16 protein-coding genes and 1 pseudogene are annotated in these 23349 nt (G+C 70.1%); 7 read left to right on the top strand and 10 right to left on the bottom strand.

The window, feature by feature from the left end:
- Positions 1-146: 146 nt before the first annotated feature.
- Positions 147-2606 (bottom strand): IPT/TIG domain-containing protein, encoded by a 2460-nt coding sequence (locus IEZ31_RS37140; RefSeq protein ID WP_190254770.1) that lies wholly within the window; start codon positions 2604-2606, stop codon positions 147-149.
- A gap of 467 nt (positions 2607-3073) precedes the next feature.
- Between IEZ31_RS37140 and IEZ31_RS37135 the strand changes: the two genes are divergently transcribed.
- Positions 3074-4093, top strand: coding sequence for a M64 family metallopeptidase (locus tag IEZ31_RS37135; protein WP_229836213.1), 1020 nt, complete (start codon positions 3074-3076; stop codon positions 4091-4093).
- 337 nt (positions 4094-4430) lie between these two features.
- Positions 4431-5666 (top strand): alpha/beta fold hydrolase, encoded by a 1236-nt coding sequence (locus IEZ31_RS37130; protein ID WP_229836211.1) that lies wholly within the window; start codon positions 4431-4433, stop codon positions 5664-5666.
- 24 nt (positions 5667-5690) lie between these two features.
- Here the strand turns inward: IEZ31_RS37130 and pruA are convergent, their stop codons facing one another.
- Positions 5691-7325: an L-glutamate gamma-semialdehyde dehydrogenase gene (gene pruA / locus IEZ31_RS37125; protein ID WP_190254768.1), complete on the bottom strand. Its 1635-nt coding sequence runs from the start codon at positions 7323-7325 to the stop codon at positions 5691-5693.
- A 35-nt stretch (positions 7326-7360) separates the two neighbouring features.
- Positions 7361-8284 (bottom strand): proline dehydrogenase family protein, encoded by a 924-nt coding sequence (locus tag IEZ31_RS37120; RefSeq protein ID WP_190254767.1) that lies wholly within the window; start codon positions 8282-8284, stop codon positions 7361-7363.
- A 124-nt stretch (positions 8285-8408) separates the two neighbouring features.
- On the opposite strand from IEZ31_RS37120, the gene IEZ31_RS37115 reads away from it, so the two are divergent.
- Together IEZ31_RS37115 and IEZ31_RS37110 are read left to right on the top strand one after the other, a co-directional pair.
- A complete protein-coding gene (locus tag IEZ31_RS37115) occupies positions 8409-9551 on the top strand; it encodes a PucR family transcriptional regulator (RefSeq protein ID WP_190254766.1) in 1143 nt (380 codons plus the stop codon).
- 127 nt (positions 9552-9678) lie between these two features.
- On the top strand, positions 9679-10683 hold the full coding sequence (locus IEZ31_RS37110; protein WP_190254765.1) for a LysR family transcriptional regulator: 1005 nt from the start codon (positions 9679-9681) through the stop codon (positions 10681-10683).
- Between the two features lie 39 nt (positions 10684-10722).
- Here the strand turns inward: IEZ31_RS37110 and IEZ31_RS37105 are convergent, their stop codons facing one another.
- The 5 genes from IEZ31_RS37105 to IEZ31_RS37085 form a co-directional block, all read right to left on the bottom strand.
- Positions 10723-11754, bottom strand: coding sequence for an ABC transporter ATP-binding protein (locus IEZ31_RS37105; protein WP_190254764.1), 1032 nt, complete (start codon positions 11752-11754; stop codon positions 10723-10725).
- Complete coding sequence (locus IEZ31_RS37100; RefSeq protein ID WP_190254763.1) at positions 11751-12740, bottom strand: ABC transporter ATP-binding protein; 990 nt, start codon at positions 12738-12740, stop codon at positions 11751-11753. Before IEZ31_RS37100 ends, IEZ31_RS37105 begins: the two co-directional genes overlap by 4 nt.
- Positions 12737-13714 carry an ABC transporter permease gene (locus IEZ31_RS37095; protein WP_190254762.1) on the bottom strand — a complete coding sequence of 326 codons (978 nt, stop codon included), beginning with the start codon at positions 13712-13714 and terminating at the stop codon, positions 12737-12739. Before IEZ31_RS37095 ends, IEZ31_RS37100 begins: the two co-directional genes overlap by 4 nt.
- Positions 13715-13779: 65 nt before the next feature.
- Entirely contained in the window at positions 13780-15513 is a 1734-nt protein-coding gene (locus tag IEZ31_RS37090) for an ABC transporter substrate-binding protein (RefSeq protein ID WP_229836209.1), read from the bottom strand.
- 34 nt (positions 15514-15547) lie between these two features.
- A complete protein-coding gene (locus IEZ31_RS37085) occupies positions 15548-16519 on the bottom strand; it encodes an ABC transporter permease (RefSeq protein WP_190254760.1) in 972 nt (323 codons plus the stop codon).
- A 240-nt stretch (positions 16520-16759) separates the two neighbouring features.
- Here IEZ31_RS37085 and IEZ31_RS37080 point away from each other — a divergent pair, with 240 nt between their 5' ends.
- Positions 16760-18076 (top strand): M64 family metallopeptidase, encoded by a 1317-nt coding sequence (locus IEZ31_RS37080; RefSeq protein WP_190254759.1) that lies wholly within the window; start codon positions 16760-16762, stop codon positions 18074-18076.
- Positions 18077-18752: 676 nt separating this feature from the next.
- On the opposite strand, the pseudogene IEZ31_RS59520 reads toward IEZ31_RS37080, so the two are convergent.
- A pseudogene (locus IEZ31_RS59520) lies at positions 18753-18923 on the bottom strand (hypothetical protein); the annotation flags it as partial.
- Between the two features lie 333 nt (positions 18924-19256).
- On the opposite strand from IEZ31_RS59520, the gene IEZ31_RS37070 reads away from it, so the two are divergent.
- Complete coding sequence (locus tag IEZ31_RS37070; protein ID WP_190254757.1) at positions 19257-22013, top strand: helix-turn-helix transcriptional regulator; 2757 nt, start codon at positions 19257-19259, stop codon at positions 22011-22013.
- Between the two features lie 70 nt (positions 22014-22083).
- Complete coding sequence (locus IEZ31_RS37065) at positions 22084-22764, top strand: alpha/beta fold hydrolase (protein ID WP_190254756.1); 681 nt, start codon at positions 22084-22086, stop codon at positions 22762-22764.
- 79 nt (positions 22765-22843) lie between these two features.
- On the opposite strand, the gene IEZ31_RS37060 is transcribed toward IEZ31_RS37065, so the two are convergent.
- Entirely contained in the window at positions 22844-23287 is a 444-nt protein-coding gene (locus tag IEZ31_RS37060) for an Lrp/AsnC family transcriptional regulator (RefSeq protein ID WP_190254755.1), read from the bottom strand.
- Positions 23288-23349 lie beyond the last annotated feature (62 nt).

Below are 23349 nucleotides of genomic sequence, written 5' to 3'. Positions count from 1 at the left end.
CCTCGATGACGGCAAGGACGCCTACGTCGCGGTGGCGAACCGGGTGCACGGCCGGGTCACTATCTGCCCCTGAACCCGAGCCGCTCCGACGCCCCGGGGCTGAGGGTCGCTCAGCCCCGGGGCGCCGTGCCCTCCCGCCGTGTTCCCTACCGCAGGCCGGGCGTCGTGCGACGCTGCCACGGACGGAGCAGGCCGAGGCCGGCCAGCACCATCGCGAGGCCGCCCAGCGCCAGCGGGCCGGTGGGCGCGCCGGTGACCGGCAGGCCACCCGTCGACGTGCTCGCCGCCACCGTGACGGTGAGCTTCATCGCGCGCGGGTTGCCCGACGGTGCGACGCCCTGCGCGACCAGCGTGTGCACGCCGGCGGCGAGGGAGTGCGGCACGGTGACCGGCTTGCTGAAGTCACCGTTGCCGTCGGTGACCACGGTGCCGAGCGTCACCGGTGTCGAGTACAGCGTGATCGTCGCCGTGGAGTAGGCGGCGAACCCGGTGCCGATCACCACGATGTCCTGCCCGGGCGCGGCCCTGCTGATGACGCCCTTGTCCGTGGTCAGGGTCAGCGGAGTGTCCGGCGGCGCGGCCGGCACGACCGGCGCGGCCGGTGTGACCGCGTTGCTCGTGGCCGGTTCCGAGGCTCCGGCGGCCGAGTTGGCCACGACCGACACCGTGTACTGCTGGCCGGCCGTCGCCCCCAGCACGCAGCCGAGCGGGTTCGGGTCGGTGACCAGTGTGGTGCAGGTCGCCGGGCCGGGCGTGGCCGTCGCGGTGTAGCCGGTGATCGGCGAGTCGTTCGGCGTGGCCGCCGTCCAGCTCACGATGATCGACGATGTACCGGCGGTGGCCGTGACCGGGCTCGGCGCGCTCGGCGGGGCCGGGCAGGCTGGGGGCGGCAGCTGGAAGAAGACCTTCTTCATCCTGGGCGCGGCCGCGGCGTCCGCCTTGGCCTTCGCCTTCGCCTTGGCTTTCACCTTGGCCTTGCCGGCGGCCTTGTCCGCCTGCTTGGCGTCCTGCTTGTTCGCCTGCTTGGCGTCCGCCTTACCGGATGCCGTACCGGATGCCTTGCCGGATGCGTTGTCCGCCTTGCCGGACGCCGGGGGCTTGGCCGGCTCCAGCGTGGCGTCCTTGTCGGCAGCGTGCGCGGCGAAGGTCGCGGCCTGCGACACGAGGTACTCGTACCCGCCCGGCACGCTCGGCGAGCCGTTGGGCGTCGTGACGGTGACCGGCACCGTGCCCGAGCCCGGCGGCGTCATGGCCGTGATCTGCGTGTCACTGTTGGCGACGAACGAACTGGCGTTCACGCCGCCGAACGTCACCGCGGTGGCGCCGGTAAAGCCGGTGCCCGTGATCGTGACGAAGGTACCGCCCAGGTCGGGGCCTGTCGTCGGGAACATCGACGTCGCGGTCGCCGCGGCCACGTACACGTATGCGGCGATCACGACGTCCGTGCCGCCCGGCCCGGTGACCTGGAGGTCCACCGTGCCGGCCGCGTGCGCCGGTGTCACGGCCGTGATCGACGTGCCGCTGTTCACCGTGAACGAGGTGGCCGGGCTGCCGTCGAAGACCACAGCCGTGGTGCCGGTGAGACCCGACCCCGTGATCGTGACCGACGTACCGCCGGCCGCCGGGCCCGAGGTCGGCGACACCGAGGTCACGGACGGCGGGGCCGCGTAGGTGTAGGCGTTCGCCGCGGTCGCCGTGCCGTCCGGCGTGTTGACCTCGACGTCCACCGTGCCGGCCGCGTGCGCCGGCGCCACGGCGGTGATCTGCGTGTCGCTGTCCACCGTGAACGAGGTGGCCGCGTCGGCGCCGAAGGCCACCGCCGTCGCGCCGGTGAGGCCCGTGCCCGTGATCGTCACCGTGTTGCCACCGGCCGCCGGGCCCGAGGTCGGCGACACCGAGGTCACCGCCGGCTCGGCCACGTACGTGTAGCCGGCCGTCACGGTCGTCGCGCCCATCACCGTGGTGACAACAACCGGGACGTTGCCCGCGGCGTGGGCCGGCGTGACCACCGTGATCGAGGTCGCGGTGCTGTTGCTCACCGAGCCCGCGACGCCGCCGAAGGTCACGCTTATCGTGCCCGCCAAGTTGGTGCCGGTGAGGGTGACGGTCGTGCCGCCCGCGGTCGGCCCGCTCGTCGGCGACATCGACGACACGGTCGGGATCGTCGGAATGACGATCTGCGGAATGTACGTGAACGTCGCGCCGATGACCGACGAGATGCACGTGCCGATGGCGACCTGCACGAGCGCCGGCCCGGCCGCGCCCACGGGCGTCACCGCTGTGATCTCGGTCGGGCTGACCACCGTGAACGACGTAGCGCCGATGCCGTTGAAGGTCACGGCCGTCGCGCCGGTGAACCCGGCGCCCGTGATCGTCACCGTCGTGCCGCCGGTGGTGAACCCGGAGCTCGGATTGACGCTCGACACGACCGGCTGGATCACGGCGCTGGCGAGCGTCGGCGCCCCGCTCTCGTGCTCGGCGGCCGGCCCGCGCGGGGCGGCCGTGGCCAAGGTGAACGCGCCGAGCACCAGCACGCCCAGTGCGACATTCGGCCACGACGATCCGCGCCGTTCGGGGTCCTGGCGCCGCCTGAACAATCTGATCACACAAAATCCCCCGTCTGTACGACCGTGACGATGAAATGCACCGCCGTCGCGACCGTACCGAACATGTATCCCCTAAGTACATGTAACCGACAAATCGGCTATTCCGGACGGCAGCACGAACACCGCCCACCGCGGCGCGGGAGGATCGCCGGGCAGCCCGACACGGTTTGCGGCCGCGCAACGGAAGTGCGCGGAGGACCGTCAGATGTATCCGTGCACTACTCGGCGGAGCCGGACGCCTCGGCCAGCATGCGCTGCCCGTTCCGACGCCCCATGTCGTCCGGTTCAGCGACGGCGCGCTCCCGCAGCATGTCCATTGTGGATGCGTCGCTCCATCGATGGATTGCCGCCATAGTCCACGGGTTATGGCTTGCCGTGATTGTCGAGCGGCTCGGCTCTATGGACATATTTGAATCTCGTCCAGCCGCCGCAGCCACCCGTCCGCACACGATCCCAGGAGGCACTCGTTGCGCCCAATCATGCGCCTAGCCGCCGTAGCGGCTCTTGCCATCGCCGCCGCGGTCGTCGCACCGCCAACCCAGGCCCTTGCCGCGCCGACCGGCACGCAATGGCTCGAAGCATTCTCGCCCGACGGGACGATAACCCAGGTCGCCGCGCCGGTCCAAGCCGCTCCTGCCCCCGCAACCGCAGCCGCCGCCGCACCGCCGCCGGCCACCGTCACCGCCCTCCAGCAGACCGGGAGTACGGCCAATCGCTTCGACCTCGTCTTCGTCGGTGACGGCTACACCTCCTCCCAGCTTGCCCTGTACCACCAGCACGTGGCCGAGAAATGGGCGACACTCACCTCGATCGCGCCGTACAGCACCTACAAGAACTACTTCAATGTATGGATGGTCGACGTCATCTCCAGCGAGTCCGGTGTGGACAACGACCCGACCCAGGGGGTCAGCAAGAACACGGCACTCGGCATGTACTTCTGGTGTTCGAATACCGAGCGCCTGCTGTGCCTCAATCAGTCGGCGGCCCAGTCGTACGCGGCGAACGCCCCAGCGGTCGACATGATCGTCGCGATCGGCAACAGCACGAAGTACGGCGGCGCAGGCTACTCCAACATGGCGACCTCATCCGGCGGCAACGCCCTGTCCGGCCAGATTGTCCAGCACGAGTTGGGCCACTCGATCGGCGGGCTCGCCGACGAGTACGACGTCCCCTACGACCGCTACTCGGGAGGCGAGCCCACCGAGGCCAACGTGACAAAGTACACCGCCGCGCAACTCACCTCGGGCAAGCGAAAGTGGTATTCGCGGCTGGGACAGTCAACTCCCGACGGCGGCGTGATCGGTACCTACGAAGGGGCGGCCTACTACGCACACGGCCTCTACCGGCCATCACAGAACTCGATCATGCGCTCACTCGGGCAGCAATTCAATACGATCGGCCTGAACGTCATGACGCAGAAGCTCCTCGCTAAGATCAACCTGAACGCACCACCACAGCTCGTCGCCGGCTACGGAACATTCGGCTGATCCGAGCGCTCCAGGGCCGGTGATCCACAGGGCGAACGCGAAAGTGCCTTCCGGACCGGAATGATGAGGCTTGTCGACGGTCTCATCACGCCCACAAGGAAGGCACTGCGGCGACCGTTGACCTGTGCGGATGCCACGCGCACAGACGGATCCAGCTCACGATTCTGCCGCACGCTCCCGCTGCCCGCTCGGTTCGCATAACTGCCGGGTTGTCGGCGGATGGGATGGGACATCCCCCACGGCGCCGGGCGATAGTCCCTGCAACCCACCGAACTGCTGAGGATGCGTCAGGATGTCATTGAGGTACGGTCGCCCGGGCCAGGTATGCGTGGAGCACGTGCTCGAGGTTCCGCTCGACCATGCGGATCCCGCAGGGCCGCGGATATCGCTGTTCGCCCGTGAGGTCGTCGGTCGCGGCAACGCCGAAGAGGATCTGCCATGGCTGCTGTTTCTCCAGGGCGGCCCGGGATGTCCGGCCGACCGGCCGTCGGCGGCGGGTGCCTGGCTGAGCCAGGCGCTGCGGCACTACCGGGTGTTGCTGCTCGACCAGCGCGGCACGGGGCGCAGCTCGCCGGTCAACCGGCAGTCGCTGGCAGGGCGCCCGGACGCGGAGGCGGCGGCGTATCTGCGTCACTTCCGGGCCGACGCGATCGTCCGTGACGCGGAACTGGTGCGTCGGCAGCTGCTCGGGGACCGGCCGTGGAGCCTGCTCGGGCAGAGCTTCGGCGGCTTCTGCGCCATGACGTATCTGTCCCTGGCGCCGGAGGGCCTGGCCGAGGTGATGATCGCCGGCGGGTTGCCGAGCCTGACCGCCCATCCGGACCAGGTGTACCGGGCCGCGTATCCGCGGGCGTTGGCGCACACCGAGCGGTTCTATGCGCGGTACCCCGGTGACCGGAAGATCGCGCGGCAGGTGGTCGATCATCTGGACGACACCGAGACCCGCATGCCCAGCGGCGAGCGGCTGTCCGCGGAGCGGTTCCAGATGATGGGCACCTCCTTCGGACACGACGGCAGTTTCGATCTGCTGCATCATCTGCTGGAGCAGGCATTCATCACCTCCCGCGGCGAGCCGGTGCTCTCCGACACGTTCCTGCGCGGCGTCGACGGCGTGCTGTCGATGGCCGACCGGCCGCTGTACGCACTGCTGCACGAGGCGATCTACTGCCAGGACGCCGCCTCGGCGTGGTCCGCCCAGCGGACGCTGGCGGAGTTCGGCGAGTTCGACCCACGGCGGCACGCCGAGGTCAACTTCACGTCGGAGATGTTCTATCCATGGCTCTTCGAGCAGGACCCGGCGCTGCGGCCGTTGCGCGGCTGTGCCGACCTGCTCGCGGCGTACGACGGCTGGCCGCGGCTCTACGACCCGGACAGATTGGCCGGGAACACCGTTCCCGTCGCCGCCGTCGTCTACGCCGACGACCTCTATGTCGACTTCGACCAGTCACGGGCGACGACCGGTCAGGTCGGTAACCTGCGTCCCTGGATCACCAACGAGTATCGCCACAACGGTCTCGCCGCCCGGCCGGCGGTGTTCGACCGGCTCCACGCCATGGTCCGGGGTGAGGTCTGAGGCGGTGAGGACCTCCGACGCGGCCTACGGCTGCGTCAGGTGGGGGTAGCGGTAGTCGGTCGGGGGGACGAACGTTTCCTTGATCGACCGTGGGCTGGTCCACCTGAGCAGGTTGACCGCGGCACCGGCCTTGTCGTTGGTGCCCGAGGCACGGCCGCCGCCGAAGGGCTGCTGACCGACGACCGCGCCGGTCGGCTTGTCGTTGATGTAGAAGTTGCCGGCCGCGAACCGGAGCTCGTGCTGCGCCCACGCGATCGCCCGGCGGTCCCGAGCGATGATCGACCCGGTCAGGGCGTACGGCGCGATCGACTCCATGCCCCGGACGACGTTCTCGAAGTCACCGTCGTCGTAGACGTGGACGGCGAGGATCGGGCCGAAGTACTCGGTCGTGAACATCTCGTCGGTCGGGTCGCCGCCCTCGACGACGGTCGGGTTGACGAAGTAGCCCACCGAGTCGTCGAACCCGCCGCCGACGATGATGTCAAGCGTGCGGGAGTGCCTGGGGCGCTCGATCGCCGCTGTGTGCTTGGCGAACGCCCGGTCGTCGATGACTGCGCCCATGAAGTTCGAGAAGTCCGTCGGGTCGCCGACCGTGATCGACTCGACCTCGGAGACGAGCGAGTCCTTCATCTTCTTCCAGACCGACCGGGCGACGTACGCCCGCGAGGCGGCCGAGCACTTCTGGCCCTGGAACTCGAACGCGCCGCGGATCATCGCGGTACGCAGCACCTCGGGGTCGGCCGAGGGGTGGGCGACGATGAAGTCCTTGCCGCCGGTCTCCCCGATCAGACGCGGATACGACCGGTAGTTCTGGATGTTGTCGCCGACCTCGCGCCACAGGTGCCGGAAGAGCGGCGTCGAACCGGTGAAGTGAATGCCCGCGAGATCCGGATGCGCGAGCAACGCCTCGGTCACCTGCCGCCCGTCGCCGGGGAGCATGTTGATGACGCCCGGGGGCAGGCCGGCCTCCTCCAGCAGCTCCATCGTCAGCGACGCGGCGAGCTGCTGGGTCGATGCGGGCTTCCAGATGACCGTGTTGCCCATCAGCGCCGGGGCGGTGGGCAGGTTGCCGGCGATCGCGGTGAAGTTGAACGGCGTGATCGCGTAGACGAAGCCCTCCAGGGGGCGGTGGTCGGTGCGGTTCCACACGCCGGGGCTGTTCGCGATCGGCTGGCCGGCCAGGATCTCGCGCGCGTAGTGGACGTTGTAGCGCCAGAAGTCGATGAGCTCGCAGGCCGAGTCGATCTCGGCCTGCAACGGCGTCTTCGACTGCCCGAGCATGGTTGCGGCGTTCAGACGCTGGCGCCACGGACCGGCCAGCAGGTCGGCGGCCTTGAGCAGGATCGCGGCCCGGTCGTCGAAGTCCATGTCGCGCCAACCCGGTGCGGCGTCGGCCGCGGCCTTGACCGCGGCGCGGGCGTCGGCCTGCGTCGAGTTCTTCAGCGTGCCGAGCACGTGCCGGTGGTCGTGCGGCTGGACGACCGTGATTTCGGCGCCGCCGCCGGCCGTCCAGCAGCCGCCGACGTAGCCACGCAGGTCCTTCTGCTGCTGCTCGAGCTCCCCGATCTCCGTGAGCAGGACCTCCCGTTCGGGGGTGCCCGGCGCGTAGGTCAGGCTGGGCTCGTTGACGGGAGCAGGCGGAGTGGTGATGCCATGCATGGGCGCTCCAGATGTCGTCGAAAGGGCGAGGGAGGTCAGCCGCGGGCGAGGGCGCGCAGGAAGAAGGCGACGTTCGCAGGCCGTTCGGCGAGCCGCCGCATGAAGTAGCCGTACCAATCCGTGCCGTACGGGAGGTAGACCCGTAGCGCGTGGCCCGACCTGGCGAGTTGCGCCTGAAGGCCGGCGGAGATGCCGTACAGCATCTGGATCTCCCAGCCGTCCAGTCCCTTGCCGTGTCGCTGAGCGGCGTCGTTCGCGTCCCGGATCATGGCCGGGTCGTGGGTGGCGACCATCGGGTAGCAGTCGGACGCCATCAGCCGGTGCAGACCCTGCCTGTACGCGGCGTCGACCTCGCTCTTGCGCTGGTACGCAACCGATTCGGGCTCCCGGTAGGCGCCTTTGACGAGCCGGATGCGGGCCCCGGAACCGGCGAGCTGGGCGAGGTCGCCGGCCGTCCGCCGCAAGTTGGCCTGCAGCACGTTCCCCGTCAGCGGGAACTCGCGCCGGAGCTCGTCGCCGATCGCGAGGGTGGAGTCGACCGTCGTATGGTCCTCCATGTCCAGGGTCATCCGGCAACCGACGGCGGCTGCCGCGACGGCGATCTGAAGCGCGTGTCCCAGCGCGGTCTCGTGGCCGTCCCTCGGGATGGACTGCCCGACTGCGGAGAGCTTGACGGAGACCTCCGACCGTTCGGCTTCGCCGGCCTCGTGCAGCCGGTAGAGCAAGGACACGTACTGGTCCCGGACGCGACGAGCGCCGGCCAGGTCGCTGACGTCCTCCCCGAGGAAGTCCAGGGTCGTCGTGGCGCGCGAGTGCAGTCGGTGGACGACAGCCAGCACGGCGTCCTGGTCCTCCCCCGCCACGAATCGCGTGACGACCTTACGGGTCAACGGGTTCCGCTCGATCACGCCGCGCAGCCGTTCGTTGCGCGACGCCCGCAGCAACGTGGGTCCCAGCACTTGCCCTCCTTCGGGTGCGACGTGCCCCCGGCGGCACCACCAAGCAGAAACTAGGAGGGCATGCGCACCCACAACGAGAGACGAATGCCACGAACGCAGCTCCGAAGGTTGTTACATTTGTCTGATGACGGAGCTGGACGACCTGGTCGAGGAGATGGCCGTCCTGCTCGGCGCACCGTGCACCCTCGAAGACGCCGACTTCAACCTGCTCGGCTACTCGGGACAGCGCGATGTGGACGATGTCCGGCAGCGCTCCATCCTGGAGCGGCGGGCGACCAGCCAGGTGCGCGACTGGTTCCACGCCCAAGGCATCCGGACATCGAGCACACCGATCCGGACCCCCGCCGACCCGGACCTCGGCATCTCGGCTCGCCTGTGCGTCCCCGCCCGGCACCTCAACCGCGTCCAGGGATACTTCTGGCTCCTGGACCCCAACGAGACCATCTCCGAGAACGATTGGCCGGCCGCGACCCGCATCGCCGAGGTCGCCGCGCTGCTCCTGAGCCAGTCGACCCGGCGTCAGACCCGGCTGAACCTCTTCTACCGGGACCTGGTCGAGGGTGACCGGATGACCGCACGCGCGGCCGCCAAGGAGATCGCCCTCGCCTCCAACCTGCGGATCGGCGACCCGGTCACCTGCCTCCTCGTCGAGCACCCGACACCCGTCGAGAACCTCTCGGCGCAAGCACGCCGCGACGACGTCGTCTGGGTCCAGGAGTCACCCACGATCGCCAGCGCCATCGTGCGTGGCCACATCAAGACGCAGGCCCTGTCCGCGACCGAGCTCCTCACGCGCCTGGGGTATCTCCGCCGGTCCCGACCACTGACCACTGCGCCGTTCGTAGGAATCGGGCCGCAGGTCAACGCGCTGGAGGACCTGCGGCGGTCCCGCTGGGGTGCGCTGACCGCGCTTCGGATCGCTCGCGCCAACCCCCCTGGTGAACCGACCGAGTGGGCGGCGCTCGGCGTGCTCAAGCTGCTCTCGGCGGCCGCCGATCACGACTTGGCCGAAGCGGTCGTCTCCGAACAGCTGATGGCCTTCCTGAGCGACGATCGTCACGCGGAACTCGTGCACACCGCCCGCGTCTACCTCGACGCCGCCGGGAGCGCCGCCCACGCAGCATCGGTGCTCAACGTGCACCGCCAGAGTCTCTATCACCGCCTCGCGCAGGTCGAACGCAGAACCGGACTCGACCTCAAGCGTGGAGCGGACCGGACCTACCTCCACCTCGCCTTGATCCTGGGTGACTTCCTGCTGCCGTCCTAGCCACGGCTGGGTCCGACCCGTCGACGGGCGGCCGGACCGGACGTGCCCATGCCGCCGCGCCACCGGGGTTGACACGCGACGTTCACGGTGGCTTCCGAGCCCCGATGACGTGCCGTAGCCTGGGCCGATGGAGCTGGAGCTGCGGCACCTGCGTTCGCTCTGCGCAATCGCCGACGCGGGTAGCGTCACGAAGGCGGCCACGGTGCTCGGCGTGTCACAGCCGGCGCTGACGGCACAGTTGCAGCGGGTGGAGCGAGAACTCGGCGGGCCGGTGTTCGTCCGCGACCGGCACGGCGTCACGCCGACCGCACTGGGCCAGTTCGTCCTCACCAGGGCGCAGGCGATCCTGCTGGCGATGGACGAGCTGCGCCGCAACACGGGCCGGCACGCCGCCCTGGGGCGGCAGACGATCCGCCTCGGCGGGGTGGCGGGTCCGATCACGGTGGGACTGGCCGACCGGGTCAGCGACCGGTTTCCCGACGCCGAGGTGCGGTTGCACGCGGAATACTCGCCGCGGGTGCTGTGGGACCTGATGCTCGCCGATCGCCTCGACGCGGCGGCGATCGTCGACTACCCGGACTTCACGCTACGCCAGCCGTCCACCGTCCAATGCGCGGTCATTGCGGTCGAGCCGGTGTTCGTGGCGATGTGTGCCGAGCACCCACTGGCCGGCCGCGACGAAGTCACCCTGGCGGAGCTGGCGAACGAGCCCTGGGCGCTGACCCCGCCGGACGGCGCGGGTTGGCCCGACTGCTTCCACCTGGCGTGTCAACAGGCCGGCTTCACCCCGCGCGTGCTCTACACCGTCTCCGACGCGCTCCCGATCCGGGAGATCGTGGCCACCCGGCGCGCGGTCTCCCCATGCCAGGCGGTCTTCGAATCCAGCGGCGGTGTCGTGGTCAAGCCGCTGTCCGGGGAGCCGATCCGGATGCGTCATCTGCTGGTCTGCCGCCGTGACGGGCCGCTCGCGGACAGGTTCGACCAGCTCCTGGACCTGGCCCGCGAAGCGTACTGGGCGTTTGCGGCGCGGCGGCCGGACTACCTGAGCTGGCTGCAACGGCACGACCCGCGGCATGCGGAGCCGCCGGCCGGGCCCGGACCGGGGATCGCCGCGTTCGCCCGCTCGGCCTGACGCCGCGACCGCCGGACGGCGGTCGTGGCGTCGCGGTTGTCACCGCGGCGGACCGCTGGTGGCCTCGGCGGCGCCGGTGTGCTCGGGGCCGCCGGCGAGTTCCGGGAAGTGGCAGGCGACCAGGTGGCCGGGGCCGCGGATCGCGACCGGCTCGGGTTCCCGTTCCGCGCACAGGTCCCGCGCCTTCCAGCACCGGGTGCGGAAGCGGCAGCCCGACGGCGGGTCGACGGGACTGGGTACGTCGCCGGCGAGCCGGATCACCTCGCGGCCCGCTCCGCCGTCCGGGTCGGGGTCGGGCACCGCTGAGAGCAGCGCGTGGGTGTAGGGGTGTGCGGGGCGGCTGTAGAGCGTCTCCCGGTCCGCGATCTCGACGATCCTGCCGAGGTACATCACGGCGATGCGGTGGCAGAAGTAGCGGACCACGGCGAGATCGTGGGCGATGAACAGGAACGCCACGCCGAGGTCGTCCTGGAGGCGCCGGAGCAGGTTGATCACCTGGGCCTGGATGGAGACGTCCAGCGCGGAGACCGGCTCGTCGGCGACGATCAGCCTGGGCTCCGTGACGAGGGCCCTGGCGATGCCGACCCGCTGACGCTGCCCTCCGGAGAACTCGTGCGGGTAGCGATGGTAGTGCTCGGGGTTGAGGCCGACGGTCTCCAGCAGCTCCTGGACCCGGCGGCGCCGGCCGCCCGCGGGTTCGAGGCCGTTGACCTCCATCGGGGCCGTGATGATCGAGCCGATCGTCTGGCGCGGGTTCAGCGACGAGTACGGGTCCTGGAAGATCATCTGGATCTCGGGCCGGATGCTCGCCAGGTCGCGCCTGGAGATGGTGGCCAGGTCGCGCCCGCGGTACTCGAGACGACCCGAGGTGGGCTGGATCAGCCGGGCCACGAGCCGTCCGGTGGTGGACTTCCCGCACCCGGACTCCCCGACCAGGCCCAGGCTCTCGCCCGCGGCGAGGCCGAATTCGACGCCGTCGACGGCCCGCAGCGTGCCGCGGCGGCGGCCGAGCAGCCCACCGCGGACGGGGAAGTGTTTGGTCAGGCCGGTCACCTGCAACAGGGGGTTCAACGGCGGTCCTTGGCGTCGAGCCGGGTACCCGGCGGGAGGTGGCAGGCGACGTCCCGCCCGGTTGGGCGCTCGTTTCGGCAGCGCTCGCCGCCGACCAGTGCCGTGTACGCGCACCGCGGGTGGAACGGGCAGCCGGTCGGCGGGTCGAGGAGGCTGGGCGGCTGTCCCTCGATGGGCTCCAGCGCCCTGGTCACGTCGCCGTCGAGGCGCGGGGTGGAGGCGAGCAGGCCCCGGCTGTAGGGGTGGCGCGGGGACTTCAGCACCGCACGTACCGTGCCGCGCTCCACGCATCTGCCGGCGTACATCACCAGGACCTCGTCGGCCGCGGTCGCCACCAGGCCCAGGTCGTGGGTGACCAGGATGACGGCGGTGCCGTACTCCCGCCGGATCTCGCCGAGCAGGTCGAGGATCTGTGCCTGTACCGTCACGTCCAGGGCGGTCGTGGGCTCGTCGGCGATGAGCAGATCAGGGTCGCAGACCAGCGCTATCGCGATCATGACCCGTTGCCGCATGCCGCCGGAGAACTGGTGGGGGTAGTCGGTGGCGCGCAGCCGCGGATGCGGGATGCCGACCCGGTCGAGCACCTCGACGGCGCGTTGTCTGGCCTTGGCCCGGCTGGCGCCACGGTGGCGGCGGTAGCTCTCGGCAATCTGCTCGCCGACCGTGTGGTACGGCGAGAGTGCGGTCAGCGGGTCCTGGAAGATCATGGAGATTCGGTCGCCGCGGAGCCGCGCGAGCCGCCGTTCAGACGCCGCGAGCAGGTCGGTGCCGTCGAAGACGACCTCCCCGTCGATCTCGGTCCGCCGCCGGTCGTGCAGGCCGAGCACGGCGAGGTTGGCGACCGACTTGCCGGAGCCGGACTCGCCGACGATCGCCAGCAGCTGGCCGCGATCGAGGTCGAAGGACAGGCCGTCCACCGCCTTGACCACACCGTCCCGCACGGGGAAACGCACCCGCAGGTCGCGCACGGACAGCAGCGGGCTCATCGGGTCCTCACCCTCGGGTCAAGGGCGGCGTAGCAGGCGTCGACCACGATGTTGGCTACGAGGATCGCGGTGGCGGCCACGAGCGTGACGCCCATCAGGATGGGCAGGTCCGCGCTGGTGACCGACCGCACGGCGAGCTGCCCGATACCGGGGATGTTGAAGGTCGTCTCGGTGATCACCGCACCGCCGAGCAGCACCGCCAGGTCCAGGCCGAAGATGGTCGCCACCGGTGCGGCGGTGCCGCGGGCGGCGTACTTGAAGAAGACGGTGCGGCCCGGCAGGCCCTTGGCCCGGGCGGTGCGGACGAAGTCCTCGCCCAGGGTCTCCATCATGGTGGAGCGGGTGAACCGCGTGTAGGTGGAGGTGTAGATGAACGCCAGGACGATCCAGGGCAGCAGCATGCCGGCGAACCACTGGCCGGGGTCCTGCAACGGGCTGGTGTAGCCGGGCCGGGACAGCAGTTGCCACTGGTCGACCAGGACGTACATGGCCACGATGCCGATGAAGTAGATCTGCAGGGACGAGCCGACGAGGGCGATCCCGGTGGCGGTCTTGTCGAGCCAGGTGCCGCGGAACCGCGCGGCCACCATGCCGGAACCCACTCCGGCGATCAGGAACAGCGCGGCGGCGCCGATCGCGAGGGAAAGGGTGGCCGGGAACCGGTCGGCCAGGACGTCCAGCACAAGCCGGTTGTCGGTGTAGGAGTACCCGAGACAGGGTGCGGCGCAGTGCACGTCGCCGATGTCACGGCCGGCCACCAGCCCGACCAGGTAGCGCCAGAACTGCGTCGCGAGCGGCTGATCCAGACCGAGGCTGCTGCGCGCGTGGGTCAGCATCTCCGGCGTGCAGATCTTGCCGCAGAAGAGGCGGGCGGGATCACGCGGTACCGCGTAGAAGAGCACGAACGTGGCCGCGATGATCACCAGGAGGATGGCGGCTGCCCCGGTGATCCGGCGGATGAGGAAATTGACCATGCGGAGACTTTCCGGGACAGGCCCCGGGCGGGCGGTGGGGCGCACCCGCCCGCCCGGGTGCGGGTTCAGGCCTTGAGGAAGAGGTTCACCAGGGAGGTGGCGCCGTACACGTCGAGTTCGGCGGCGCCGACGTTCGAGCCGTACAGCCGGGTGGTGCGGGAGTAGACGAACGGAACCACCGGTACCTGCTCCATGATCTTCTTGTCGAGCGCCGTCCACTGCACGCTCTGCTCGGTCACGTCGCCGATCGCGGCGATCCGGTCGATCTCGGCGTTGACGGCGGCGTCGTTGAATCGGGCGTAGTTGTAGGTGCCGTCGGCGATGGTCCGCCCGTCGAACAGCACCGGGATGAAGCCGGACCCGCCCGGCCAGTCCGACGCCCAGCCACCGAAGTACAGGTCGAACCCGTTGTCCTTCTTGGTGGACTCGTCGTACCAGGTCTCGGCACTGACCGGCTTCTTGACGACCTTGAACCCGGCCTTCTCCAGGCCCTGCTGGATGGCGACGGCGACCCGTTCCGCGACCTCGGACTGGCTGTAGGCGTAGACGATCGTCGGGGTCGCTCCCGCGAGCAACCGCTTCGCCGCCTCGGGGTCGCCGGCCGGTGGCACGTTGAACTGGTCGTACGGCTGGAAGCCCTGCACCGTCGGGCTGAGGATCGTGGTGGCGAAGTCGCCGTAGGCCGGCCCGCCCAGGATCTGGCGCACCTGCTGCTTGGGGAACGCGGTGAGGATCGCCTTGCGCACGTTCAGGTCGGTCACCCGGCTGGTGTTGATCGCGTAGTAGTAGACGTAGGGATTGACGCCGGAGAGCAGCCGCGCCTTCAGGTCGTCCTGGGTCTGCACCTGCTGGGCGTACTGGTTGTCGACGCCGAAGCTGAGCGAGACGGCGTTCTTGTCCGGGCCGACGTCGGCGATGAACTGCTGGGTGGCCTGCTGCGTCTGCAGACCGAACTTGACCTCCCACCGGTCGGGGTAGTTGTGCCGGACCGGGTCGGTGGCCGGGTTCCAGTGCTCGTTGCGCACCAGGGTCAGCTTGGTGTCGTCGTGGCTGTCAATCTTGTACGGGCCGGTGGAGGCGGGCGCGTTGTCGTACGCCTTGCCGGCGCGGCTCTTCAGGACGGGCGAGGTGTAGGGCATGGCGACGGCGAAGGGGAACTCCGCGTGGACGTCCTGCAGGTGGAAGACGATCGTCTTGTCGTCGGGCGTCTGGACCACGCTGTCCGGCAGGGAACCGCTCTTCGCCGGCCCCTGGTAGGACTTCGTGTAGTCGCTTCCCGACAGCCACTGCGGCACGTACTTGGGCCCGAGCACCTTGCCCGGGTCGTAGAGGCGTTCGATGCCGTACTTGACGTCTTGGGCGGTGACCGGCGTGCCGTCGTCGAACTTGAGGCCGCCCTTGAGGGTGAACTTCCAGGTCTTGCCGCCGTCGCTGGTCGTGCCGGTGTCGGTGGCGAGGTCCCCGACGAGGACGAACTTGCCGTTCACCTTCTTGTAGGTGGTCAGTTGCCGGGTGAACAGCATCGAGATGGCCTGCGCGTTGGAGGGGTACGCCTCCGCCGGGTCGAGGTGGGCGATGTCGGTTTGCTCGTAGACGGTGACCGTGCCGCCGGTGCGGGCGCCCGGCACCGCAGCGGCGGGTCCGGTCGAGGCGGCGGCGTCGCCGATCGTCACGGTGGACGTCTCCGCCTTGGCGGGCGCCGACGCATCGCCGCCGCCCTTGCCGCCGTCGCCTGCGGTACACGCCGTGCTGGTCAGCGCGACCGCGGCGAGCGCGGCGGCGACGTTTCGTCTTCTCATTGTCCGCATCTGGTGGTCCCTTCGAAGTGATGGTTCACCGGGATGCCTTTGGGTCCAGGGCGTCCCGGACGGAATCCCCGAGCAGGTTGAAGGCGAGCACGAAGATCAACATCGCCAGACCGGGGAAGATCATGTATGTCATGTCGGTGGCGTACACCTGAGCGCCGCGATGGATCATGCGACCCCAGTCCGGGGTCGGTTCGACGATGCCGACCCCGAGGAACGACAACGCCGCCTCGGCCGTCACGTAGGCGGGCAGATCGAGGGTGACCGTGACCAGGATGGGCGTCCACAGGTTGGGCAGCAGCTCACGACGGATGATCCGCCACGGCTTCGCCCCGCTGACCCGCGCGGCCTCGACGAACTCCCGCTCGCGCAACGACAGCACCTGCCCGCGCAGCAGCCGAGCCGTACGCGTCCAGCCGAAGAAGGACAGGACGAGCACCAGGGCGGCGATCCGCAGCGCCACCGGTGTCTCCTCGTCCGGCGACACGAACAACGCGGTCACCACGGGCATGACGGTGATGAAGAACAGCAAGCCGGGAAAGGCCAGCAGGACGTCGATGACCCGGCCGATCGCGAAGTCGGCGAAGCCGCCGAAGTAGCCGGCGGCGATCCCCACGAAGACACCGACGACCGTGACGATGACGACCACGGCCATCGCGATGAGCAGCGAGGTACGGACGCCGTACAGCAGCTGGGTGAAGACGTCCCGGCCGAGCCCGGGCTCCAACCCGAACCAGAACTCCGGGTCGATGCCGCCATTGGGCTTGAGCGGGAAGCCGTACTCGTTGAGCAGCCCCGGGGTGTTCTGACCGTAGGTCTCATAGGGATTCTTCCCGTACAACCAGGCGATCGCCGGCGCACCCAGCCCAACGGCGAAGAACAGCAGGACGATGACGCCGGAGACGACCCCGGTCCGGTCACTGCGGAATCTCGTCCAGGCGAGCCGCCAGGGCGAACGGCCCTCGCGCTCCCCGGCTGCCGAACGTCGGCGTACGAGCATGGATCGCCCCTCACGTGAAGTCCAGCGATCGTCACACGGGCCCAGGTGCCCGGATACCTCCCGCATTCCCATACCTGACCGGTTATGGCGACTGCGGATGGACGCATCCCGAAAGGACATAACAGCAGCGTTATCCACCCGCGCTGAGCTGGGGATTCACCAAACCCGGGCCCGCACACGTGACCGGCCCGTGACCCGTGAACGCGACGATCTGCGCACTTCCCAGGAAGGAGCACCCCTGTGCGCAGCGTTCCCATGTTCGTCAGCGCGGTTCTGGTCGCGGTAGTCACCGTCTTCGCCGGGCCCGCCAACGCGCAGACCCCGAGTGAGCGGAAGGTGGAGGCCTTCAGCGAGTCCGGCCCGCAGGGCTACGTGGCGGTACCGGCCCAGACCGGCAGCCGGCAGAGCCTGGCCAAGCCATCCGCCACCGTGACACCGATCGAGGTCAACGGCCCCAGCGACAAGCGCATCGACCTGGTCTACCTCGGTGACGGCTACACCGCGGACGAGCAGGCGCTGTTCGCCACCCAGGTGGCCTACAGCTGGAACATCCTCGCCCAGCGCGAGCCGTTCAAGAGCTACCGCAAGCTGTTCAACGTCTGGCAGGTCAACGTCGTCTCCAACGAGTCCGGATCCGACAACGACCCCACCGAGGGCGTGCTGAAGGACACCGCGCTCAACAGCACCTACTACTGCGAGGGCCTGGCCCGCCTGGTCTGCGTCGACGTCCCCGTCGCTCAGTCCTACGCCGCGCTGGCGCCCGCGTTCGACCAGATCGCCGTCGTGATCAACAGCCCGACGTACGGCGGGGCCGGCTACGTCGAGGACGACCTCGTCACCTTCTCCGGCGGGCACTGGGCCGGTGCGGAGATCCTGCCGCACGAGCTCGGCCACTCCCTCGGCGACCTGGCCGACGAGTACCCGTACTGGGCCTACCCCGGCGACGGCAGCCGTTACACCGACGATGAACCGCCGTTCGCCAACGTCTCCGTCCACAACGCCGAACAGCAGGCCGCGCAGCGGACGAAGTGGTGGTACTGGGTCGGTGAGAACACCCCGGACGGCGGCACCATCGGCACGTACGAAGGCGCCTACTACTACAACCTCGGCATCTACCGGCCCAGCGACGACTCCCTGATGCGCTCTCTGCTCAAGCCGTTCAACCTGGTCGGCCGCGAGGAGATGACCCGGAAGTTCTACGAGATGACCGGCCTGGTCGACCGGGCCACCCGCAGCGACGTCCCGGCGTCGGCGCCGGCCAGGCTGTCGGTCACCCCGGTGCCCATCCCGACCGTGTCCACCCGCTGGTTGATCAACGGCCACGAGATCCCCGAATGGGCCGGCCGAACCTCGGTCGACGTCGTCGGCAAAAAGCCCAAGCCGCACAAGGGGCAGACCGAGCCACCGTGGTGCGGTCGCAAGGACCTGCAGGTCAAGAAGATCTGCACCTACACCGTCCAGGTCTTCGACGCCACCGACTTCGTCCGCAACCCCGCGTACCAGCAGGAGGCGCTGACCTCGACGATCACCTGGACGATCCAGATCAAGCACAACTAGGGCAGGTCGAGAGCAGACGGCGGGCGGCGCAGGCCGCCCGCCGGGTTCCTCAGCCGGCCGAAACCGCGAACTCGAGACTGCGGAAGGGGTATCCGTCCGAGGATGCGCGTTGTGCGTCGGCCGGCGCGCTTGCCTGCCGAGGTGTCCCGTTCCACAGCAGGGTCTGGCGGCTCCGGGAGTTGTATCTCGTGAATGAGCGTCGAGGCCTTCCAGGCCGCAGCCGGCCCGTGCGGACGGCTATCCGCTGACTGGTGCGGGGCGGACGATGACCCGGTCCCACCGGTTGGCGAAGAACTGCACGTAGGCGGGGACCTCGGGCATCGCGCCGGCGGCGTTGGCGGTGGCGGACAGCAGGGCCGTCGTGTCGTGGGCGGCGTAGACGGTGTAGCGGCGGTTCGGTCGCAGGCCGCGTACGTCGACGATGATCTCGTCCAGGCCGGGCAGGGAGCGGATCTGTGCGGTGCCGGAGCCGTGCCGTGCGGTCCGTGGCCACGATGCTGGACCCGCCGACCCTGTTGGTGGCGGTGTCGACGACGTGGGCGGCGTTGGTGGTCACGTCGATCACGTCCAGGTACCGCCCGTCACGCGAGAACCCGAGGCCGTGAACGTCCAGTTGGCCGTCGTACATCGCGCCGAGGGTGTCCGCGCCGGTGTCCATCCGGACACTGCCCAGCGCAACGGTGCCGAGGACCCGGTTCGCGTGGGGGTCGATCACGGTGACCGTGTTGGAGGTCTGGTCCGCCGTGTAGACCCGGTCGTCGGACGAGATCGGCGGCGGCTGCGCCGGCGGAGCCTGCTGGAGGGGTGGGGGAAGCAGGAGCGCCGCGACGAGCAGGGACCGCAACATCAACCGCGATTACCCGTACCCCAATACCGCTAACGCAACAGCGCATCAGGACGATGCCCGGGGTCCGCCCACTCCGCTGAGGCGCGGCACGCTGCGTTGCCGGGTTCACGCCGGCCGCGGTCCGAGCATCGCCCCCGAATGGCCGGTTTCGTGCCGCTCGGCGCGCACCTATGGTGATCCTGTGGGTGAGCACCTGGTGCGGAGCGACTCTGCGCCGCGGGTGTGCCGCCGCGACGTCTGCGCTAGCTTTCCTGCCGGGCCCCGGCCGTCGGGGTTTCGGTAGCGGACCGGGACAGGTTCACGGGTTCGGGGTGCGACTCCTCGGCGGTCCACGTGCTCAATGCGTCTCCTGGTGGTGTCGATCTCGTCGGGCGCGACGACGAGATCGCGGTGCTGCGTTCGTTCCTCGATGCGGCAGCGGGTTCCGGTGGCGCGTTGCTGCTGGTGGGCGAGCCGGGGGTCGGCAAGACGGCGTTGTTACGGGTGGCCGCCGATGACGCTGCGGCAGCCCGGGTCCGGGTTCTGGCGGCGTCGGGCACCCCGTTCGAGGCCGAGCACAGCTTCTCCTGCCTGCACCAGCTGCTGCACCCCCTGGCCGATGATCTCGGGCGGCTGAGCGCGGCCCACCGGCGGGCGCTGCAGGTCGCGCTGGGCGTCCGCGAAGGTTCCCCGCCGAGCCTGCTGATGATCGCCAACGGGGTTCTCGCGCTGCTGCAGCGCGGGGCCACGACGGGCCCGATCCTGCTGATCGTCGACGACCTGCAGTGGCTCGATCGCGCGAGCGCCATGGTACTGGCGATCGTGGCTCGCCGACTGCCGCGCCGAGCCGGGCTGCTGGCCTCGTACCGGTACGGGCAGGAGACCTTCTTCGACCGGGCCGGCCTGCCGGAACACGAGATCCGGCCGCTGGACGACGAGGCGGCCGCGGCGCTGGTCACCCAGCGCTTCCCGGCCCTGGTCCCCCGGGTGCGAGGGCGCCTGCTCGCCGAGGCGCACGGCAATCCGCTGGCGTTGCTGGAACTGCCGCTGGCGCTCACCGGCCGCCAGCAGTCGGGTCTCGGGTCGCTGCCGGAGGTACTTCCGCTCAACCATCGCCTCCAGGCGGCGTTCGAGTCACGGATCAGTGGCTTGCCCGCGCCGGCCCGACGCGTGCTCCTGCTCGCGGCGCTCGACGGCAGCGGCCAGCTGAGCAGCCTTGTCACCGGCGAACCGGACCTGGCGGCGCTGGCCGCCGCCGAGCGGGCGGGCCTGGTCCACGTCGACGAACAGGCCGGCCGCCTGGCGTTCCACCATCCGCTGACCAGGTCGGCCGTGGTCGAAGGGTCCACGGTCGGCGAGCGCATGCGGGCACACGCCGAGCTGGCCGCCAGGATGGCCGACCGGCCGGAACGGGCCGCCTGGCACCTGGCGCAGGCAACCGCTGGGCCGGACGAGGAGGTGGCCCGGCGTCTCGAGCATGCCGCGTACACGGTGCGCAGCCGCGGCGACGCCGCCGGCGCGGTCACCACCCTGCTGCGCGCCGCCGACCTGAGCCCGGCCGGTGCCGACCGCAGTCGCCGGCTCGCCGAAGCGGCCTACCTCGGTGCCGTCGTCACCGGAGACCTCCGCCAGGTGCCCAGGCTGCTGGCCGACGCCCGGCCGGGCCTGGGCGAGCAATCGCTGGTTTCCGCCGTCGCCGCGGCGCATCATCTGCTGCTCAGCGGGGAGGGCGATACCGACACCGCGCATCGGCTGCTGGCCGGCGCCATCGAGATGCAGCCGCTGCCGTACGACGGGGGCAACGCCACGATGGTCGAGGCCCTCTACACGCTCGGCTGGGTGTGCTACTTCGGCGGGGAGCCGCAGCTGTGGGAGCCGTTTCACGCCGCGCTGGCCGGGCTGTCCCCAGCCGTGCCCGAGCTGCTGGTCCTGCTGGCCGGCACGTTCGACGACCCCGCCCGCACGGCGGCACCGCTGCTCGACCGGCTCGACGCCGCGGTCGCCGGTCTGAGCGTGCAGGCCGATGCCGTGTGGAGCATCCGCGTCGGCCTGGCCGCGATGTTCCTGGACCGGCTGACGCTGTGTCGCACGGCGCTGACCGCGATTCTCGGCGACGACCGCCGCCCTGGGGTCGCCCTGACGCTGCACGCCCGTTCCCTGCTCGGGCTCGACCAGTTCATGACCGGCGAGTGGGATGACACCCGGCGCATCGCCGAGGAACACGTCGAGCTGTGCCGCACCCACGACTACCGGCTCCTGGAATGCATCGGCCTGTATCTGCTGGCGATGCTGGCGGCCGCGCAGGGCCACCACGATCAGGTGCGGCAGCTGACCGACCGGATGACGATCTGGGCCACGCCGCGACGGGCCGGTCTCGTCCTGCGGATCGCCGGGCAGGCGAAGTTGCTGGACGCTCTGGGGCGCGCGGACTTCGAGGAGGCGTACCAGCAGGCCCTCGCGATCGCCCCCGTCGGGCAGTTGGCGGCGCATGTCCCGCACAGCCTGTGGCTGATCATGGACGTCGTCGAGGCCGCGGTTCGCACCGGACGCATCGCGGAGGCCCGGGCCCACGTGGCAGCGGCCCGCGCCTGCGGCGTCGGCGCGATGTCCGCGCGGCTGGCCATGACCGTCGACGCGGCAGGCGCGCTCGCCGCGCCCGACGACGAGGCGCCGGCGCTGTTCGACTCCGCCCTTGCCGTCAGCGGCGGCCGGCGCTGGCCGTTCGAACGCGCCCGGATCCTGCTCGCCTACGGCGAACGGCTGCGCCGGGTCAAGGCCAACACCGCGGCCCGCGAACATCTGGCGGCCGCGCTGGAGACCTTCGACCGGCTCGGGGCCCGCCCGTGGGCGGCGCGCGCCTCGGCGGAACTGCGGGCGACCGGCCAGACCATCGGCGGCCTGGCTGCGGCTGGGCCGGCCGCGCTGACACCCCAGCAGCGGCAGATCGCCGAACTCGCCGCCGCCGGGCTGACCAACAAACAGATCGGCGAAAAGCTGTTCCTCTCGCCACGGACCGTCGGCACGCACCTCTACCAGATCTTCCCGAAGCTCGGCATCACCTCCCGGGCGGCACTGCGCGACGCACTGGCCGAAACCAGTCATTTGACGTAGTCGAACGCCGCGACCGGCCGCCTACCGTCACTCGCATTCGCACCGATCCACCACGCGAGGAGTGAAGGTCGTGAGTGCTGCTACCAACGTCGTGCTCGTGCACGGCGGTTTCGTCGACGGATCCGGCTGGCAACCGGTCTACGACCTGCTCAGGCAGGACGGATACCGGGTCAGCGTCGTCCAGAACCCCACCCTGTCGCTGCAGGGCGACGCCGAGGCAACCCGCATGATCCTCGACCGGCAGGACGGCCCCACGGTCCTGGTCGGTCACTCGTACGGCGGCGCCGTGATCAGCGAGGCCGGCACCCACCCCAACGTGACCGCGCTGGTCTACATCGCCGCGTTCGCACCGGACAAGGGCGAATCGGTGAACACGCTGATCGCCGACCCGCCGCCCGGAGCCCCGGTCCCGCCGATCCTGCCTCCGGTCGACGGGTTCCTCTTCCTCGACCGTGACAAGTTCCACGCCTCCTTCGCCGGCGACCTCCCGGCGGACCAAGCCCAGTTCCTGGCCGACGCGCAGGTCCCGTGGGGCGTCGACGCCCTCGCCGGCGCCGTCAACGAACCCGCCTGGCGCAGCAAGCCGAGCTGGTACCTGGTCGCCACCGACGACCGCATGATCCCGCCGCCCGCCCAGCGCGCGATGTCTGAACGCGCCGGCTCCACCGTCGTCGAGGTGGCCGGCAGCCACGCCATCTACGTCTCCCAGCCGGCCGCGGTCGCTGATCTGATCAAACAGGCCGCCCGCTGACGCACCTGCGCGTGCCGGCCGTGGTTCCCCGCGGCCGGCACACCGCTGCGGCCTTGCACGCCGGCGTTCGTCCAGTCGATCACGCGGTGTCGGGCGAGAGCGTCTTCATGGTGACGTAGCTGGTCACCATGGCCACGCCGGGCAGGCTGGCCAACCGGTTGGCGTGGAAGTCCTCGTAGGCGGGCAGGTCGGCGACCTCGACCTGGAGCAGGTAGTCGTAGTTGCCGGTGACGTGGTGGCTCTGCACCACCTCGGGCAGTCGGACGACCGCACGCTCGAACGCGACCACGTCGGCGCGGGCGTGCCGCACCAGCCGGATGCCGGCGAACACCCGCAGGCCGCGTCCGACCGCGGCGGGATCGACCAGCGCCCGGTAACCGCGGATCAACCCGGTCTCCTCCAGCCGGCGCACGCGCCGCAGGCAGGGCGACGGCGACAGGCCGACCCGGGCGGCGAGCTCGGCGTTGCTGATCCGGCCGTGCTGTTCCAGCACCGCCAGAATCGACCGGTCAACCTCGTCCATGGTGGCAGATTATTGCCGTACGGCGCTATCTACCACAATCACGTGCCCCGAACTGGGGCGCA

The organism is Dactylosporangium sucinum (assembly GCF_014647515.1).
GTDB classification, from domain to species: Bacteria; Actinomycetota; Actinomycetes; order Mycobacteriales; family Micromonosporaceae; genus Dactylosporangium; species Dactylosporangium sucinum.
The sequence above is the reverse complement of the archived record's forward strand: the minus strand, read 5'-3'. Positions and strand labels throughout refer to the sequence as shown.